The sequence below is a fragment of the Caloramator sp. CAR-1 genome (genome assembly GCF_030546345.1).
GTDB classification, from domain to species: domain Bacteria; phylum Bacillota; class Clostridia; order Clostridiales; family Caloramatoraceae; genus Caloramator; species Caloramator australicus.
This window is the reverse complement of sequence record NZ_JAUONW010000005.1, coordinates 1-18,203: the sequence shown is the minus strand read 5'-3', so window position 1 is coordinate 18,203 and position 18,203 is coordinate 1. Positions and strand designations below refer to the sequence as shown.

17 protein-coding genes are annotated in these 18,203 nt (G+C 31.3%); 6 read left to right on the top strand and 11 right to left on the bottom strand.

What is annotated here, in order from left to right; translation table 11 throughout:
• Positions 1 to 42 precede the first annotated feature (42 nt).
• The 4 genes from Q3V94_RS01075 to sfsA form a co-directional block, all read right to left on the bottom strand.
• Complete coding sequence (locus Q3V94_RS01075; protein ID WP_303524677.1) at positions 43 to 2,961, bottom strand: insulinase family protein; 2,919 nt, start codon at positions 2,959 to 2,961, stop codon at positions 43 to 45.
• A gap of 3 nt (positions 2,962 to 2,964) precedes the next feature.
• Complete coding sequence (locus tag Q3V94_RS01070; RefSeq protein ID WP_303524675.1) at positions 2,965 to 4,254, bottom strand: Na+/H+ antiporter NhaC family protein; 1,290 nt, start codon at positions 4,252 to 4,254, stop codon at positions 2,965 to 2,967.
• Positions 4,255 to 4,268: 14 nt separating this feature from the next.
• Positions 4,269 to 4,694: a hypothetical protein gene (locus Q3V94_RS01065; RefSeq protein WP_274767245.1), complete on the bottom strand. Its 426-nt coding sequence runs from the start codon at positions 4,692 to 4,694 to the stop codon at positions 4,269 to 4,271.
• Positions 4,695 to 4,755: 61 nt separating this feature from the next.
• Positions 4,756 to 5,442 (bottom strand): DNA/RNA nuclease SfsA, encoded by a 687-nt coding sequence (sfsA, locus tag Q3V94_RS01060; protein ID WP_303524674.1) that lies wholly within the window; start codon positions 5,440 to 5,442, stop codon positions 4,756 to 4,758.
• A gap of 136 nt (positions 5,443 to 5,578) precedes the next feature.
• Between sfsA and Q3V94_RS01055 the strand changes: the two genes are divergently transcribed.
• The 3 genes from Q3V94_RS01055 to Q3V94_RS01045 are packed head-to-tail and all read left to right on the top strand — an operon-like array spanning position 5,579 to position 9,138.
• Positions 5,579 to 6,277: an ABC transporter ATP-binding protein gene (locus Q3V94_RS01055; RefSeq protein ID WP_303524672.1), complete on the top strand. Its 699-nt coding sequence runs from the start codon at positions 5,579 to 5,581 to the stop codon at positions 6,275 to 6,277.
• Positions 6,277 to 8,502, top strand: a complete 2,226-nt coding sequence (locus Q3V94_RS01050) for an ABC transporter permease (protein ID WP_303524670.1) — start codon at positions 6,277 to 6,279, stop codon at positions 8,500 to 8,502. Before Q3V94_RS01055 ends, Q3V94_RS01050 begins: the two co-directional genes overlap by 1 nt.
• Before the next feature lie 6 nt (positions 8,503 to 8,508).
• A complete protein-coding gene (locus Q3V94_RS01045) occupies positions 8,509 to 9,138 on the top strand; it encodes a TetR/AcrR family transcriptional regulator (protein WP_303524668.1) in 630 nt (209 codons plus the stop codon).
• Between the two features lie 15 nt (positions 9,139 to 9,153).
• Here the strand turns inward: Q3V94_RS01045 and Q3V94_RS01040 are convergent, their stop codons facing one another.
• The gene (locus Q3V94_RS01040; RefSeq protein ID WP_008909258.1) at positions 9,154 to 9,510 is read right to left on the bottom strand and encodes a NifB/NifX family molybdenum-iron cluster-binding protein; all 357 of its coding nucleotides are present in this window, start codon (positions 9,508 to 9,510) and stop codon (positions 9,154 to 9,156) included.
• Between the two features lie 161 nt (positions 9,511 to 9,671).
• Here Q3V94_RS01040 and Q3V94_RS01035 point away from each other — a divergent pair, with 161 nt between their 5' ends.
• Entirely contained in the window at positions 9,672 to 10,625 is a 954-nt protein-coding gene (locus Q3V94_RS01035; protein ID WP_303524667.1) for an SLAC1 anion channel family protein, read from the top strand.
• A 90-nt stretch (positions 10,626 to 10,715) separates the two neighbouring features.
• Positions 10,716 to 11,753, top strand: a complete 1,038-nt coding sequence (locus Q3V94_RS01030; RefSeq protein ID WP_303524666.1) for a GerMN domain-containing protein — start codon at positions 10,716 to 10,718, stop codon at positions 11,751 to 11,753.
• 19 nt (positions 11,754 to 11,772) lie between these two features.
• Here Q3V94_RS01030 and Q3V94_RS01025 read toward each other — a convergent pair whose 3' ends face one another.
• Entirely contained in the window at positions 11,773 to 12,891 is a 1,119-nt protein-coding gene (locus Q3V94_RS01025) for a DUF362 domain-containing protein (RefSeq protein ID WP_008909261.1), read from the bottom strand.
• A 248-nt stretch (positions 12,892 to 13,139) separates the two neighbouring features.
• Between Q3V94_RS01025 and Q3V94_RS01020 the strand changes: the two genes are divergently transcribed.
• On the top strand, positions 13,140 to 14,483 hold the full coding sequence (locus Q3V94_RS01020) for an amino acid permease (RefSeq protein WP_008909262.1): 1,344 nt from the start codon (positions 13,140 to 13,142) through the stop codon (positions 14,481 to 14,483).
• A 165-nt stretch (positions 14,484 to 14,648) separates the two neighbouring features.
• Here Q3V94_RS01020 and Q3V94_RS01015 read toward each other — a convergent pair whose 3' ends face one another.
• The 5 genes from Q3V94_RS01015 to Q3V94_RS00995 all read right to left on the bottom strand — a co-directional run.
• Entirely contained in the window at positions 14,649 to 15,158 is a 510-nt protein-coding gene (locus Q3V94_RS01015; RefSeq protein ID WP_008909263.1) for a ferritin, read from the bottom strand.
• Positions 15,159 to 15,276: 118 nt separating this feature from the next.
• Positions 15,277 to 15,597, bottom strand: coding sequence for a hypothetical protein (locus tag Q3V94_RS01010; RefSeq protein WP_303524664.1), 321 nt, complete (start codon positions 15,595 to 15,597; stop codon positions 15,277 to 15,279).
• A gap of 39 nt (positions 15,598 to 15,636) precedes the next feature.
• Positions 15,637 to 16,002, bottom strand: coding sequence for a hypothetical protein (locus Q3V94_RS01005; RefSeq protein ID WP_303524663.1), 366 nt, complete (start codon positions 16,000 to 16,002; stop codon positions 15,637 to 15,639).
• Positions 16,003 to 16,332: 330 nt separating this feature from the next.
• Positions 16,333 to 17,760 carry a carbon starvation protein A gene (locus Q3V94_RS01000; RefSeq protein WP_303524661.1) on the bottom strand — a complete coding sequence of 476 codons (1,428 nt, stop codon included), beginning with the start codon at positions 17,758 to 17,760 and terminating at the stop codon, positions 16,333 to 16,335.
• Between the two features lie 224 nt (positions 17,761 to 17,984).
• Positions 17,985 to 18,203, bottom strand: a 219-nt coding sequence (locus Q3V94_RS00995) for a zinc ribbon domain-containing protein (RefSeq protein ID WP_303524659.1), incomplete at its 5' end; no start/stop codon positions are given.

Sequence of the window (18,203 nt, the reverse complement as noted above, 5' to 3'; positions counted from 1 at the left end):
TCAAATTCCTTCAAAAAATAATAAGGTCTGCTTTTGCAGACCTTATTCAAATACCTTAACAAGCTTGTTAAATATATCTTGATTATCTTTAATCCTATTTTCATTTCCTAAAACGCATATATATTCTTGCTTTATTACATCTTCGATAACATTTTTTAAGGATTTTATGCCTTCTAATTTAGCATCTAATACTTCTTCTCTTTCTTTTTGAATGTCCTCTTGGGTTATTCCCCTCATATAATTTTCATCAGATATTCTGCCTTTAAGGAAAGGATTTAATGGAAAATCTAGCTTGCTCATTGTTCCTATGATATATTTCGTCATTTCCCTATCGTCTATTTCTAAGCCTTCTATAAATTTTACGGTATCATCATAAGCTTTAATCGTTTCTTTTAAATTAGGATCCCTATAGGAAGCAAAGGTCAATGTTCCGTTTCTTTCGATATTCATAAAACATCCATAGGCTCCACCTTGAACTCTTACTTTATTCCACAAATAGTCAAGGCTTATAATTGTCCTTAATACCTGCATTGTTCCATTATATTGATATCCAAGCTTTCTATAATTATATCCCTTTGCCACGTATTGGACATTTGCCTGTGTCAATAAGCCTTCATTATCTTTGCTTAATTCTACATCAAGGTTTGTCTTTTCTAATTTATCCTTCTTAAGATCCTTTAAAATATATACTATGTTGTCTTCGTAAAGCTTAGCATCCCTCTCTTCACAGGTTAAGCTGAGTAATAAATTATTTATGTTAAATATCCTGTCCTTAACCTTATAGAGCTTATTAATCAAATCATCATAAAAATCATCAAAATTCTTTTCTAAATTTGCGATAAACTTATAAAACTCTAATCCATTCATAGTTTCATTGATTTTTGCTGCCTTTGAAAAATAGGAAGTAAGCCTTTTAGATGCAACGGTATGGCCCTTCTCTATAATAACCATTTCAAGTCTTGATTTTGTTTGTTGAATTATTTCTTTAATCTTCTTCTTGTCATCAAATTTAGTTCTATTAATTATTTCTCCAATAAGCTCCAACATTCTTGGTAATTTATCCATCAGTGCCTTTGACTCAATTACGAATATTGGCTTAAATTCATCAATATTATTTATTTTTTCTATTATTTGCGGATAATACTTAATTCCACCAATATTAATATCTATTTCCTTTGCAAGTTCTTCATATGAATAGTTTTCTGTTGAAAGTTTGCCAAGTAGTGTTGAAAGAAGGGAAGCATAAGGCATAAGCTCAATCTCAACTTTATCCATATCAAAGTAAAAATTAGTATAGGCAATTTTATTTGTAAATACCGGATGGAAAAGCAATTTACAGCCTTGAATTTCTTTTTCAACAAGGGGCAATACATCAGCCTCACGTTTTATATCGCTAATAGAAAGTAATGGAATTGTCTCAAGGGCTTCCCTTGGATCCGGAGTTTCCTGCCTTTTAAGAAGGTTTTTGGTGTTTTCTATTATCCTTTCAAGCTCCTCATCTGTCATTGACTCCTTTATTTTTTGTAGCCTTTCTTTAAGGGCATTTTCCTTTTCCCTTAGCATGCCCTTCTTTGGTTTTAATATTAAAACCGAAGCATGCTTATTATTTAATAAATACTTTTCTATTAACTCCTCAAAATACCTTCCCTTTGCTCCATCTTTAATGTTTTGAAGAGGAGCATCATATTCTAAATATGCTGTCGGATGGGCATCATATAGCCAACTATTCATAAGTTTAATTCCATATAAAAGTCCTTTAGGTGCGTATTCGTGTTCCGCTTCCCTCATTTGAAATTCTATTTTATTTATGGAAGCTTCTATGAGTTTTTTGTCAAGTCCATCTTTAACAAGCTTGTTAAGGGTTTCAAAAACTACCTCTTTAAATTTTTCCTTTTTATCTATCTCTGAACCCTTAACAATAATGCTAAACATAGGCTGTAGAATGCTTCCTTCAAAGCTACCAAATACATCCTTACCTAACCCTGCATCTACGAGTGCCTTCTTTAGTGGTGATGCAAAGGTGCCAAGAAGAATGTGCTCTAGTATCTCTAAAGCCAATGTCTCCTCAACGTTTCTTGCATCGCCGGTCACAAAGTTTAAACTTAAAAATGTTTTCTCTTTTGTGTCTTCATCATCAGCGATAGGATACTCCATTTCGATTTCTTTAATATCTTCAAAGGGCGGTTGAAAATCTATTTCTGAATATATTTCTGTCTTTTCAAAATCCTTTAAATACTCGTCTATAAATTGAAGTTCCTTTTCAATATTGCCGTTTCCATACAAATAGATATAACTGTTTGAAGGATGATAAAATTTTTTATGAAATTCAATAAATTCTTCATATGTTAACTCTGGTATATGGTCTGGGTCTCCTCCAGATTCGTAGCCATATGTAGTATCTGGAAAAAGAGTTTCACTTATCTTTCTAAAGAGAATTGATTCTGGGGAAGAAAAAGCTCCCTTCATTTCGTTATAAACTACTCCCCTTAAGGTTAGCTCATCGTTTTTGTCAAAAAGTTCATAGTGCCATCCTTCCTGCATAAGTATCTCAGGAGTTTTATATATGTTAGGATAGAAAACAGCATCAAGATAAACATCCATAAGATTAAAGAAATCCTTCTCATTTTTGCTTGCAACAGGATACATTGTTTTATCAGGATATGTCATAGCGTTTAAAAAGGTCTGCAGGGAACCTTTAATAAGCTCAACAAAGGGTTCCTTTACCGGAAATTTTCTTGAACCGCACAAAACAGAATGTTCAATAATATGAGGAACTCCTGTGCTATCGCTAGGTGGAGTTCTAAAAGAAATCGAAAACACTTTATTATCATCATCGTTATGAATTTTTAAAAGTCTTGCACCAGTCTTTTCATGTTCAAATATGTAGGCCTTTGAATTAATTTCTTTGATATCCCTTATTTCTAAAAGTCTAAATCCATGATAAACTTTATCAATTTCCATATTTTACCTCCTCTTGCTTAAAATTATATTGTATATTGGCAGGACATATAAATATACGGCATATATTATAAGTCCACTATTAACACCCATTATACTTGCCGGAACTGCTCCAGCTATGTTCCAAGGAATTAAAGGTGCAATGACTATGGCGGAATTTTCTATATCAAGGGCCAATTTATATTTATCCTTATAAAGACCTTTAGCAAATTGAACAGCAAGTATAACCGCAAGGGCTTGAGTAAAACCTATCATAGAAGTAATAATACTTACCATTATTGTAGAAGGAGTATTACCAATTCTTTCGCTTAATCTTGCAATTCCTCCCTCTATTTTTTGTAGCATTTTTGTTTCCTCAAATATTCCACTATAGGCAGAGGATAAAAATACAATCATGGACACCTTAAGCATTGATAAAATCCCTCCGCCTTTAATTATCTGTGCTACTAAATTATTATTGTCTATTTTAAATCCAAATATCATATATTTTAATGTTTCAACTATATTCCTATTTTGAACAAAAACATCTAAAAATATAGCTGCAATAATGCTTACAGATATCGATTTTTTCACATCCACCTTAAATAAGGATAAAATTATAATAATTATGGCAGGAAGTAATAAATATGGCGTTAATATAAACTCCTTACTAATGTCCTTAACAATATTTTTATTCACCATAGATATGTTTAAATTTATTGATAAAAGTAAATATATTAAAATTGTAATAACTGTAGGGATTAATGAGTTTTTAATCATATTTTTCACATTAACATAAAGCTCTGTTTCAGTTAAATTTGCAACTAAGTTTGCACTTGAAGACATAGGCGAACATCTATCACCAAAAAAAGAGCCCGAAAGAATTGCTCCTGCTGCTAAATTGATGTTTATCCCTGCCCCCTTTGCAAGGATTATAAGTGCTATCCCAATTGTTCCTACCGTTCCAAAGGCACTTCCTATTAAATATGATGTGATGCTACAAATTATAAATGTATAAACCAAGAAAAATTTAGGATTCATGAATTTAATCCCAAGATAAACGATATAAGGAACAACACCGGAGGATAGCCATACCCCCATTACTGCTCCTATTAAAATAAAAATTTTTATAACTACCGTTGATTTTTTTCCACCTTTAAATATCATTTTTAAGATTTCATTAAAAGAAAATCCGAGCTTATAAGAATAAAAAGAAAAAAGTAAAAGACCTATGATTAAAGGATAAATTATTGATATATTTAGAAGCATCGAAATAAAGATAAATATAAAAAGCAGCAAAAATATAAAGTAAACCATTTTATCCCCCTTAGTTAAACATCTATTCCTGTTCTTATTCCTACAAAGAAAAATTCTGTATGCCTGCAGTCTTCGCAAACATAAACGTTAAAAACTATAGCCTCTTCATAATCAATAATCGTTGATATAAAATCTCTATATTCCTTTTGGGTATCAAATCTGTATTCCTTTAAAAATTTCATCTTCCCACCACATCTTAAACATTTTAAATTTTCATAGTCAACTTTTGCTGGATCCTTTTCATCCGTCAAAGCTAAATTTTCTTCATTCCACCATAAATACCTTGCTTCTTCGTTTAAAATTATGTCCTCGAATCTAACATGATATGGATAATAACTTTTAGGATCTATCTTATCGATGTATCCTATTCTATTTATGAATATTTTATCTATCCCCTCCCCGACAGAAAGGATCTTAACTTTATCTCCCACTTTAAACATAAAATCCCCCCTTCCATTTAAAATTATTATAAACCAATAAATTCCATATCTCAACATTGTTTTAGAGCTCAACCGTTATCTTATCTATTACATTTATTTCATCTAATTCTATACTACATCTATATGCTATAACTTCAACACCCTTTTCCTTTGCTTTTTTTAAAGTTAATGCAAATTTTTCATCCATCTCCTTATATGGCGTAAAAAGATTTACAAAATCCATAAAGGCAACAAAAATAATTTTAGCCTTATAGCCTAATTCAACCGCCTTTATAAGCTCCTCAATATGCCTTCTTCCTCTATCGGTTGGAGCATCTGGAAATTTTGCAATGCCATTTTCCTCAAAGGTAGCACATTTAACTTCAATAAATGTCTTTTCATTTCCATCTATAAAAAAATCAAATTTACTATTATAAAAACTAACCTCCCTTTTTAAAACTCCCTTTTCTAATTTAACTACATTCTCCTTAATGGCACTTTCTAGCACCCTGTTTGCCATAGCAGAATTTATACAAACTAACCCTTTATTCTTTTCAACAAACATCAATGTCCACTCGGTTTTCCTGTTTTTATTGTTGCTTCTTACCAAAAACACTTTGGCATTTGGAAGTAAAAGCTCCCTTAATCTGCCTGTGTTTGGCACATGGCAAAGTATTTCTTTTTCTTCTATTTCAACTATGGCTTCAAACCTATTTAGCCTTTTTATAAATCTTCCTTCTATCTTTTCTCCTGGTATTTTATATCCCATCCTTATGCCTCCTAAACTATTTTTCTAAAGAATATCAGCCACCTTTTAAAATGTCAAGTTTAGGTATTGATTATTTACAAAAAAAGGTATATAATATAATTGACCATATGGTCAATTATATTAAAGGGGTGATTTAATGTTTATTCAACTTCACAATGTAAACAAAGAATTTACAAGTGGCAAAAATGTAGTCTTTTCCCTCAGAAACATTTCTTTTAATGTAAACAAAGGACAAATAATTACAATTCTTGGTCCATCAGGTTCAGGAAAATCAACACTCTTAAATCTAATCGGAGGAATTGATAGGGTTGATAGCGGAGATATTTTAATTGGGGATATGAATATTTCTAAGCTAAGTGATAAGGACCTAACTCTTTATAGAAGAAACAAGATAGGTTTTGTTTTTCAATTTTATAATCTCATTCCCAACCTTAATGTTTACGAAAACGTAGAGGTAGCTGCAAATATAAGCAAAAACCCCCTTAGCCTTGAAAAAGTATTAGATTCGGTCGGTATGCTAGATAAAAAAGATAAATTTCCTCAGGAATTAAGCGGTGGAGAGCAACAAAGGGTTTCAATTGCAAGAGCCCTTGCTAAAAATCCCGAAATACTTCTATGCGATGAGCCCACCGGTGCCCTTGACTTTAAAACTGCAAAAGAAATATTAATGCTACTTGAAAAAATAAACAAGGAATACAATACTACAATATTCATCGTAACCCACAATACTGCAATAAGTGGAATGGCAGATAGAATTATTAGATTAAGAAGTGGTGAAATTGTGGAAGACAAGGTTAATTCAGCAAAAATTTCTGCTGAAGGAGTTGAGTGGTAATGATTTTAAATAAAAGAATTTTTAGGGTTCTGTTAAAGCAAAAGGCTATTTATATAGGCTCTATAGTGCTTGTTATGTTAAGTTCTTTGCTTTATTCTAATTTAAATATTGCAATGAAAAACGTTGAGAAAAACAAGGATTTATTTTTAGAAAAAACTAAGGTTGAAGATGCAAAGGCAATACTGCAAAGGCCTATCGATGATATAAAGAAGCTTGAGGACAAATTTAATATTTCCATAGAGGCAAGACGTCAGTTTGATACTAATATAAGTGAAAATACTACCATTAGAGTATTTGAAAAAACAAGCAAAGTAAATATTCCATATATAGTAGAAGGCAATGATATTAAAAACATGAACGAAATACTCCTTGAGCCTAACTTTGCAAAAACCAACGGATATAATTTAGGTGATAAGATTAATATTTTGGATAAAGAGTTTACAATAGTTGGATTCTTTGCAATGCCAGATTATATATATCCTTTAAAATCCGAAGGAGATATTATGGTCAATTATAAGATATTTGGAACTGCTATAATATCAGATAAAGCGATGAATGAAATGCCTATTAAAGGAACTGTCTACTATCTTTTAAAATCTCACTCTAATAGTTTAGAAGAAATCAAAGAATACCTTGGAGAGAATCATTTCATAATATTCTGGCAGGAAATTAACGACAACCCAAGATTCTCCTTTGTAAATGCAAAGCTTATGGGCTCAGCAAAGATGGCAATCGCTCTTCCTGCTATGATTCTCCTATTAACCTCCCTGCTGGTTGCCGTTGTCCTTTGGCGAATGATAAAAACCGAATTTACTCAGATTGGAACTTTATATGCTTTAGGATATTCTAAAAAGGAAATAGGACTGCACTATTTGTCCTTTGTTAATATAATCGCTTTAACTGGAGGAATAATTGGAACAATATTTGGACTATTCTTGGTTAAGCCTTTATCAGAGTATTTTACTTTTTATTTTAACATTCCTCTTATAGATAATTCCTTTGATTATAAGTATATCCTAGGCAGTTTATTAATCCCCTATATTTTTATAATTCCAACTATCCTGATAGTCTTATTTAAAGCATTAAGATATTCGCCTGTAAAATTGATGAGAGGAAAAACTGAGAATTCTAAAGTTGGTTTTATTGAAAAAAGTCTAAACTTAAAAAAGCTGAGATTTCCTGCAAAATTTAAAATCAGGGAAATCGCAAAAAGCATTCCAAGGCTCTTTGTCCTAATCTTTGGAATTACACTTGCCTCGATGTTCCTTCTTTTAGGTTTCTTATATAGAAATTCTATAGACTATCTTTTAAATCAAAGTTTAAATGATGTTTTTAAATACGAGTATAATTATGTTTTAAAGTCCTATGAGACTAGTAACATCTATGGAGGCGAAGAATATAACTTTTCTGTTTTTAAGGTTAATGGAAAGGTAGAAAGTTTTGTTGTATTTGGAATAAACCCAAATTCACAATATATAAATCTCGTCGATAAAAATAGTAATCCTATTTCAAAGAATAATGTAATAATAACTAAACCTCTTGCCAAAACATTAAAGGTAAAAGAGGGAGATACTATAGTAATCACAAATAAATATAATAACGATGATTATACTATAAAAATAGATAAAATTGCTGAAATCTATACAGGAAACAATATTTATATGCCGCTTTCTCAACTAAACAATCTATTAGGATTTGATTCCAACAGCTTTATTGGAATTTTTTCAAAGGAAAAATTAAACATTCCTGAGGAAAAAATATTAAAATTTGAAACCAAAAATGATATTAAAGAGGCTTTTAAAGCTATAATAAATCCTCTTAGAGTTTCATTAGGACTTGTATCCTTTGTTGCATTTTTTATAGCTCTTATTGTAATATATGTAGTAACAGGACTTTCGATTGAAGAAAATAAAACCAATATATCGATGTTTAAAATATTAGGTTATACTCACAAAGAAATAAACGATTTAATTTTAAATACCTTCACTATTCCTATTATAATAGGTTTCATTCTTTCCATCCCATTGTTAATAAAGTCAATGGATACATTGTTAAACAGCTTTGCTCAAAACATTGACTTTGCTTTTCCGTTAAAGCTAAACACTGTTTCCATAATTTTAGGATTTTTAATTCTTTATATTACCTTTGAAGTCTCAAAATATTTCTCAAAGAAAAATATATTCAAAATTCCTATGTCGGAAGCACTTAAAACACAAAGGGAGTAGATCAACTTGTTAAAGGCATTTGAAAAACTTTCAGAAGAAAAAAGAAACAAAATAATTAAAGCAGCCCTTGAGGAGTTTGCAAACAATGGATATGAAAAGGCATCTACTAATAGAATAGTTGAAAAGGCTGAAATTTCAAAGGGCCTTCTGTTTCACTATTTTAAAAATAAAAAGAGATTATATTTATATCTCATCGATTATGTAATTCCAGTAATTTTCGATGAATTTTTTAAAACTGCAGATATGAATATAGGGGATTTCTTTGAGAGATTAAAAAATTGGCAGGTTGCTAAGCTTAATATATTTGAAAAGCTATCCTTAGAGAGCAAATTTTTAATAAGAGCCTTTTCAGATATTCCTGAGGAAGTAAAAGAAGAAGTCTTAAAAAGATATCAAAATTATGCTCAAGAAGGATTTAAACTTTTATTTGCTAATATCGATTATTCAAAATTTAGAGATGGTATAGATAAAAACAAAGCAGTAGAAACAATAGTTTGGACCTTAGAAAATTACGGCAATAAATATATGAAGGAGAATATGGATAATGAGGGGAATATAGTAATAGATACAGAAAGAATATTAAAGGATATAGATGAATATTTAGAAATATTAAAATATGGATGTATAAGGGGCTAATTTTAGCCCCTTTAATTAATGATGTCCGTGATGGTGTCCACCGGCATGGATACATCCATCTTCTTTTAAGTTTAGTTTGCCTTCAATGTAATCTTTAATTATCTCATCAGGAGTTCCCTCTGCACCTGTCAATACTTTTATTCCTTGGGCCTTCAAACCATTAAAGGCACCCTCACCCATGCAGCCTGAAATTACAAGCTCTACTTCATTTTCCTTTAAAAATCCTCCAATTAAAGCGTGTCCATGTCCTGGTGATTTTTTTATCTCCCTCGCTTTTATTTCCCTTCCTTCAACTTCATAAATATAAAAGCTCTCACTTTGGCCAAAATGTTGTGAAACTTCGTTGCCAATTACAGCAATAGCAATTTTCATACGATCACCTCTTTTATTTTGGGTATATGTTTAATTTAATTATATTTTATTGCTTTTGTTATTTCAATAATCTTAAACAATAATTTGACATATACCCATAATTTTAATATAATTTATTTTGAACATATGCCTATAATAACATTTTTAAGGAGGGTAAATATATGACAACTTCACGTTTAAAACATTTTCCAATATCATTTTTTTCAATTATTATGGGTCTTTCAGGATCTATAATAGCAATGCAAAAGTTTGAAATAATTTATAAAACTTTTAAACTGAGCCACCCATTAGGTTATATTGATTTAACTTTATTTCTTATAATATTATTAACATATGTATTAAAATTTATTAAATATAATGATGAAGTTAAAGGAGACTTCAACCATCCAATAAGAATGGCGTTTGTTCCAACTATATCTATAAGTATGCTTTTGCTTTCTATTGCCTTTTTAGAAATCGATGCATCTATTTCAAAAACTTTATTTTTTATTGGTGCTCCACTGCATCTATTTTTCTCTTTAAACACAATAACTAAATGGGTCCAGCACACAAATTTTCAAATTCAACATTTTAATCCTGCTTGGTTTATCCCAATATTAGGTAATTTATTAGTTCCAATAGCAGGAACAAAATTTATTTCAAAGGAAATTTTATGGTTCTTTTTTAGTATAGGGATTGCTTTTTATCTTCCCTTTTTAACGATGCTTTTGTATAGAATAATTTTTCATAACAATCTACCGGAAAAACTAATGCCAACGCTATTTATCCTTATTGCTCCACCTTCGGTTGGATTGATAGCATATTTTAAACTAACTGAAGGTATAGATAACTTTGCTAGGATCTTGTATTATTTTGCATTATTTACTTTGTTATTAGTTTTCTCGCAATATAAAATGTTTACAAAAATAAAATTCTATCTATCATGGTGGGCATACATTTTTCCACTTTCAGCCTTTTCGGTTGCAACCTTTGTAATGCTAAATAATACAAAGCTTATATTTTTCAAAACATTGTTTACAGCTATTTTCCTTCTGATAATTCTCTTAGTAGTAATAATATCCTATAAAACAATTTACGCTATATCAAAAAAGCAAATATGTATAGAGGAGGAATGAGCTTTCAGCTCATTCCTTTTTTTTGTAGACTTTTAAGCTAATTAGTGTAATAATATAATTAAGGTTCCATTTTAGAAGGGAGTAGTTCGTATGAAAAAAATATTTGTCATATTCTTAATATCAATGTTTTTTATATCCTGTGCTCAAAAGTTGCCAAATACAAATCAAAATAATGAACCATCTAAAAAATACACTGTTAAAGATTATTTCCCCTTTGTTGCTGATAGAAGAATGAAATACCAAGGTATAGGCAATGAATATGCCGAAAAAGATGTTTATGTGGATTTTATAAAGGACAATCGTATTCAGCTTAGAGTTATAAACCCTGGAACAACTCTAGCTCAAGTTTATGAAATCAAAGATGGAGAACTTAGGTTTATAAGATCTCAAGAGGAATTCTATTATAGGGACAATATAATAGATTCTCAAAACTCAAATTATGAAATTCTTTTAAAAGAACCAATTGAAGTTGGAACAACCTGGACAACAAGGGAAGGAAATAAAAGGTATATTTCTGATTTAGAAAAGGAAATAGTAACCCCTTATGGTTCCTTTAAGGCTTTGGAGGTTACGACAGAAGGTAAGGATTATAAAACCTATGACTATTATGTTATAAATGTCGGCCATGTAAAAAGTGTTTTTGACTTTAACGGAAATAAAATAGAAACTACCATTGAAAAAATAGAACAAGATATTCCCGTTGTTCAAACCGTAAAATTTTACTACCCTGATTTTGAAAATGATAGAATAGCTTTTGTAAAACAAAAATTAGAATTCAAAACAAATGATACTGTAATTCAAAAGTTTGAATCTTTTCTTAAAACTCCTCCAAAGGAAGGGTTAACTAAGATACTCGGTCCTAATTCAAAAATAAATAGCTTATATTTAATACCAAATGAAAATAAAGTTTATATCGATTTATCAAAGGAATTTGTAAGCGATATGAATGCAGGTTCCTCCCTTGAGGCTATGATAATTCAAAGTCTTGTGAATACCCTTGGTGATTATTATAACGTTGATAAAGTATATATTTCTTTAGACGGAAGACCTTATGAATCAGGTCATATTGCAATCAGCAAGGATGAATATTTTAAGGTGGATTATAACAATGCAATTGAATTAAAATAAGCTGCCATTTGGCAGCTTTTCATACTTTAATAAGCTCATATTCAAGACTTCCAAGTCCAATTTCTTCTCCGTGCTTTAACGTAGCTCTCCAATCTGTTTTGTGGTAAAGGCTTGTAAATTTATCAAATTCCCCATCTACATGAACATGCTCAACTGATTCGAGGGCACATCCATGAAGCATTGGTGCATTATTTACCATATCAGCACACGCCTTATCAAGTGCAACTGGGTCAAAGGATGCAGCTATTCCTAAATTAGGAATAATCGGCATATCATTGTTTGACCAACAATCGCAATTTGGTGAAACGTCCATAATAAAATTAATATGGAAATGGGGTTTATCCTTTAATACTGCATATGTATATTCAGCTATCTTTTCACTTGCAACAACTGCTGCTTCATCCCATTTAACCTGCGCAGCATTAAATTGACATACAGCAACGCATTGCCCACATCCTACACATTTTTCGTAATCAATTACAGCTTTTTTATTTTCATTTAAAGTAATTGCATCATGGGCACAGCTTCTTACACACATTCCACAACCAACGCAGTTTTTAAGCTTTATTACAGGCTTAGATGAGGAATGCATAAATAGCTTTCCGCCTCTTGAACCAGAACCCATTCCAATGTTTTTTAAAGCTCCTCCAAATCCCGTCATTTCATGTCCTTTAAAATGATTCATGGAAATTATAATATCGGCATCTGCAATTGCCGAGCCTATTTTGGCTGACTTGGTATGCTTTAAATTAACCTCAATTTCTCTATACTCTGTTCCTTTTAAACCGTCAGCTATAATTATTTGGCAACCCACAGTTAATGGGTTAAATCCATTCTCATAAGCAGCATCAAGATGGTCCAATGCGTTATGTCTTCTTCCTGTATACAAGGTATTAGCATCCGTTAAAAAGGGTTTACCCCCCAGCTGCTTTATTAATTTTACTATTCTTGCGGCATAGTTAGGTCTTATATATGCTAAATTGCCCGGTTCACCAAAATGAATTTTTATGGCTACATATTTATTTTTAAAATCTATTTTTTCTATTCCAGCAGATTTTACAAGTCTTTCAAGTTTGTCGAGCATATTATAACCAGGTTTAGTTCTAAGATCCGTAAAATACACTTTTGATTTTGACATGTCAACACCTCCAAAGGAAAAAGTCTTATAAAAATAATTATAAATGATTATATTCAAACTTCAAATAGAATATTTTATAATATTTATTCATTAGTTCAAATATTTTTGCACAATTCATCCAATTTTGAATATAAAAACTTTGCATATTTATAAATTTATATATTGACTTTGTCGAAAATTGTTGTATATTTATTAATATAATTTTTAAAAAACGCCCGGGCAGAAAAAAATATATCGAGGTGAAGAAAATGGAAAACAATAATACTAATCTTAAAAGAGAATTAGGTCTTGTAGCTGCGACAGCGATAGTGGTTGGAAATATGATCGGTTCTGGAATATTTATGGCTCCACAAGGTCTTGCGGCTGCCTCAAATCCAAAGGCAACTATAATAGCTTGGTTAATTACAGCTTTAGGTTCAATGCTTATTGCTCTAAGCTTTGCAAAGCTAGGAGCTAAAATGCCTCAAACTGGAGGTCCTATAGTTTACACAAGAGCGGCCTTTGGAAAATTTGCTGCCTTTTTAATTGCATGGACATATTGGGTTGGTTCTTGGGTAGGAAATGCAGCTATTATCACTGCACTTATGAATTATCTTTCATACTTTTTCCCGATTTTCAGTAATAACAGAGCTGCTGCATTTATAGCTTCCTCAGCAATTCTATGGATATTAACCTACATCAATTATAAAGGTGTCAAAGAAGCTGGAATAGTAAGTATCATAACAACAGTTCTAAAAATCGTTCCATTAATTGTTTTTGCAATAATTGCTGCTATGCATTTTAATCCTTCATATTTCTCAACAGTTTCAGCACCTGAGGTTGCTGGAATGTCAACAATCCCTGCAGCGATTGCAATTACACTTTGGTCCTTTGTCGGACTTGAATGTGCAACAATTCCAGCTGGAGAAATTAAAAACCCTGAAAGAAATATAAGGCTTAGCACAATTTACGGAACATTAATTACAGCTTTAATATACATCCTAATAAGCATCTTTGCAATAGGCGCGATGCCTCAGGTTGAACTTGCAAAGTCTAACGCTCCTTTAGCGGATATAATAAACTTTGCAACAGGTGGAACTTGGGGAGGAACCTTTATAGCTTTAGGTGCCCTTATATCAACCCTTGGTGCAACTTCAGGATGGATTCTTGTAACTGCAAGAAGCTCCTTTGCTGCTGCAGAGGATAAAATGTTCCCAAAGATTTTTGCAAAGGTTCATCCTAAATATAATACTCCCTCTGCATCACTAATTATAAGCGGTATTGCAGCAAATATTCTTCTTATAATGAACTATGTATCGAGCCTTACAGCTGCATTTAACTTTATGCTTTTACTTGCGACTTTAGCATTTTTACCTGCATATTCATTTACTGCTGCAGCTGAAATACTTCTTTTGAGAAATAAGTCCGAAAACTTTAATCTCTGGAACTTTATTAAAAGTTCATTTATAGCGCTTTTAGCTTTTGCATACTCTATTTATGCAATCTATGGAACGGGTGCAGAAGTTGTTATGTATGGCTTCATATTGATGCTTCTTGGAATACCATTCTATGTATATCAAAAAATACAAAATGGAGATATTAGTAACGAATAAAATTTCAGGAAACGGTTCATAATTTTATCAAAATACTAATAACGTTTACTTTAAGTTATTAATTCATTAAGGAAATAAATTTATAATTTTTATGAACCGTCCCTAATAAGAAAGGTGGGCATTTAGGTAAATTGCCCACCCTAAATATAGACAAAAATCTAATTTTCACGCATTAGCTGGTGGTGTAAAAACTCTTTGTGCAAGTTCTGCATCAAGCATATAAATTCCATTTGGGTCATCCTTTATCCTCTCAAGCTTTTTAATAATCTTATTAAACATAGCCTCCTCTTCTGTCTGCTCATCTACAAACCACTTCAAAAAGCTAACTGTTGCATGTTCCTTTTCTTCCATTGCTATATTCATAAGATTGTATATTCTTTCTGTAACCTTTCTTTCATGTTCAATAGCTTTTTTAAATACATCTATAATCGACTCAAAATCATTTTCTGGTGTTGGAATGCCATCCACCCTAATCCTTCCATTTTTCTCAGCTATGTATGTATAAAACTTTGATGCATGGAATCTTTCTTCCTGCTCTTGAACCTTAAAAAAGTTAGCAAAACCTTCTAAATCTTGGTCTTCAAAATATGCTGCCATAGCCACATAAATATGAGCAGAATATAACTCGAAGTTATATTGATCGTTTAGAGCGTTAAACAATCTTTCTGATACCATAAGACCACTCCTTTGTTTTTTACTTTATTTTATCACTTCTTCCCAAAAAAAGAAAGGGACGGTTCATAAACTTTATAATATTCTAAGAATCTTGTATTTGATTCTTTTACTTAAATATTTATGAACCGTCCCCTATAATTAATATTTCAAAAGCTAATATTAGTATATATAATATAATTGCATTAGGTTTAGACCAAGTAAAATAAATAAGTATAATAGATAATATAATAAATAAATAATAATAAATTTTATTTGCTTTTATTTTTTTAAAGATTTTAAAATTACTTAACTTTCTATAGTATGCCAACATAACAACAAAAATAAATATCGCTAAGAATATAGTAATTGGATTATCAACTTTATATTTTATAATGTAGGCTATTAAACATACAAATAATACTAAAAATTCGTAAATATAAAAGTGTTTATTAAGCTTCAATTCTTTTCCCCCTTTTTAAAATAAAGATATATAGTAAAATTAATATTCCCTTTTTACTTCAATTACACTAGTGTGAATTGGTTTCGTAAAAGAACTATCAGAATAGTGAACTAATGTCACATAATAAATATAGCACTTTTCTGAATAACTGTAAGTCCTCCACCCCCATGCTTCAACATAGGTTGGTTTAATTACATCTGTCCAAGAAGTTAATTTGTTTAATACAAAATTTAACAAAAAGTTTTTAGTTATTTTAACCGGAATCTTACTAATTAAGAAGGAAGTTATAAATTCAGCAGCAATCTTAACATCATTATTGTTATAGGTTTTTTTTACAGATTCATATATAATTTCAGCATACGGTTCTGAAGGTAATAGATTAGGCATAGTTAAAATTAATTCCATTTTGTTCAGCAAAAACCCCCTTCGAAAAGTTAAACAAAAATAACAAAATTAACAAAATGGATGTTAACCTCCTCATAACCCCTCCTCCTTCTAGACTTTAAATTAAAAACATTAAATAAAACGATTATATAATATAATTATAGTATATATAATTACTTATGTAAATTTTTTCCATATTAATGATTCACATGCCTTTCTTCATTCTTAAAATCTTCCGTTTTATTCTTTTACTATAATATTAAACCCCACTCTATGAAAAGTGGGGTGTTTATATCTAAATATGTGCTTATTTGCTAAAAAATTAATATTTCTTATGAACCGTCCCTTTAACTATGCTGTTTCTTCAAGTTCTATAGTTTGTGCAAATCTTTTTCCTGCTGTCATAAATATTGCAAGTAAAGCTATTGCTATTAAAATCCCTGCTATGTTTGACATTGTTGCTGGAAGTTTAAACCCTTCCTTTGCCTGTAATATATAGCTTGAGCTTACATAGGACATAAATGTTGCTGGAATAGTTGCAACCCAGTGGTTCTTATTCTTCTTCACAAGGTAAACTTCAGCTGCCCAGAGGGTAACCATTGCAAGAGTTTGGTTTGCCCAAGCAAAATATCTCCAGATTATATCAAAGTTAATAAATGTTAACGCTATACCTACTGCAAATAAAGGTGCTGCTAAAAGTAATCTTTTTGATATTTTATCTTGCTTATAATTTATCATATCAGCAATCATAAGTCTTGCGCCTCTAAAAGCAGTATCACCTGATGTTATAGGGCAAGCAATAACACCGAGCATTGCAAGAACACCGCCTAATGGTCCTAAAAGAGTCTTTGTAATTTCAAGAACCGCACCGCTTGGGCCAACTTTTCCTAAAGTTCCAGCAAGTCCCTGAACACCTCCATAGAAGGCCATACCCGCAGCTGCCCAAACCATAGCTATTATTCCTTCAGCTATCATAGCACCGTAGAATACTCTTCTTCCTTCCTTTTCATTAACCATACATCTTGCCATAAGTGGTGATTGTGTTGCATGGAAACCTGAAATAGCACCACAAGCAATTGTTATGAACATCATTGGGAAAATTGGTAAGTTCTTAGGATGCATATTAACAAATTGTATTTCAGGAATATGATAACCCTTTAATAGAATTCCTCCACCTACTCCAACTGCCATTATAACAAGGGCAATACCAAATAGTGGATAAAGCCTACCTATAATAACATCAATAGGTAAAATAGTTGCAAGGAAATAGTAAGCAAATACAACAACCACCCAAAAGGTTAATGTCATATAATCAGGAGTTATTGCTGCAAGTAGCTTTGCAGGTCCTGTAACGAATACAACACCAACAAGAACAAGTAAAACTATTGTAAATACCCTCATTATATTCTGTATTTTCTTACCTAAATAAACCCCTTGAATTTCTGATAAGCTTGCGCCGTTATGTCTTACTGAAATCATACCGGATAAATAATCATGAACAGCTCCTGCAAATATACTTCCTAATGCTATCCATAAAAACGCAACCGGTCCAAAGAGTGCCCCCTGAATTGCACCAAATATAGGTCCTAAGCCGGCAATATTTAAGAGCTGAATTAAAAAAACCTTCCATGTAGGCATTGGAACATAGTCTACTCCATCCTGCATTGTAAATGCTGGAGTTTTCCTGTTTTCATTAGCTCCAAATAGATTTTCAATAAATTTACCATAAATAAAATAACCTAAAACTAAAACTACAATACCTGCAATAAAGGATAACATAATACCCCTCCTATATTTTTTATCACCTTTATGCTATCACATATCAAATTTTTCCGACAATTATCGAGGGGTAAATTGTAAAAAATTAAACCCAAAATGCAAAATTTTCGTCCTAAAATGCAGTGAACTACCCCACTTATAGAAGTGGTGGCTTCGTGGTCAATACTCAAAGCGGAGTAAGTTATCCCACGCTCAAAGGGCTGTTCCTTCCCCATATATACCAATCACATGGCTAATTTTAGCAAATTCTTACTTGCATTTATATCTCTATCATGAACTGCACCACACTTTGGACATTTCCATTCTCTCAATGCTAAATTCTTTACATCAGGATTTTTATATCCACATTCACTACATGTTTGACTTGATGCATAATTTTGTGGTGCTATTATTATTTCTCTGCCATACCATCTTGCTTTATATTCTAACATCCTTCTAAATTC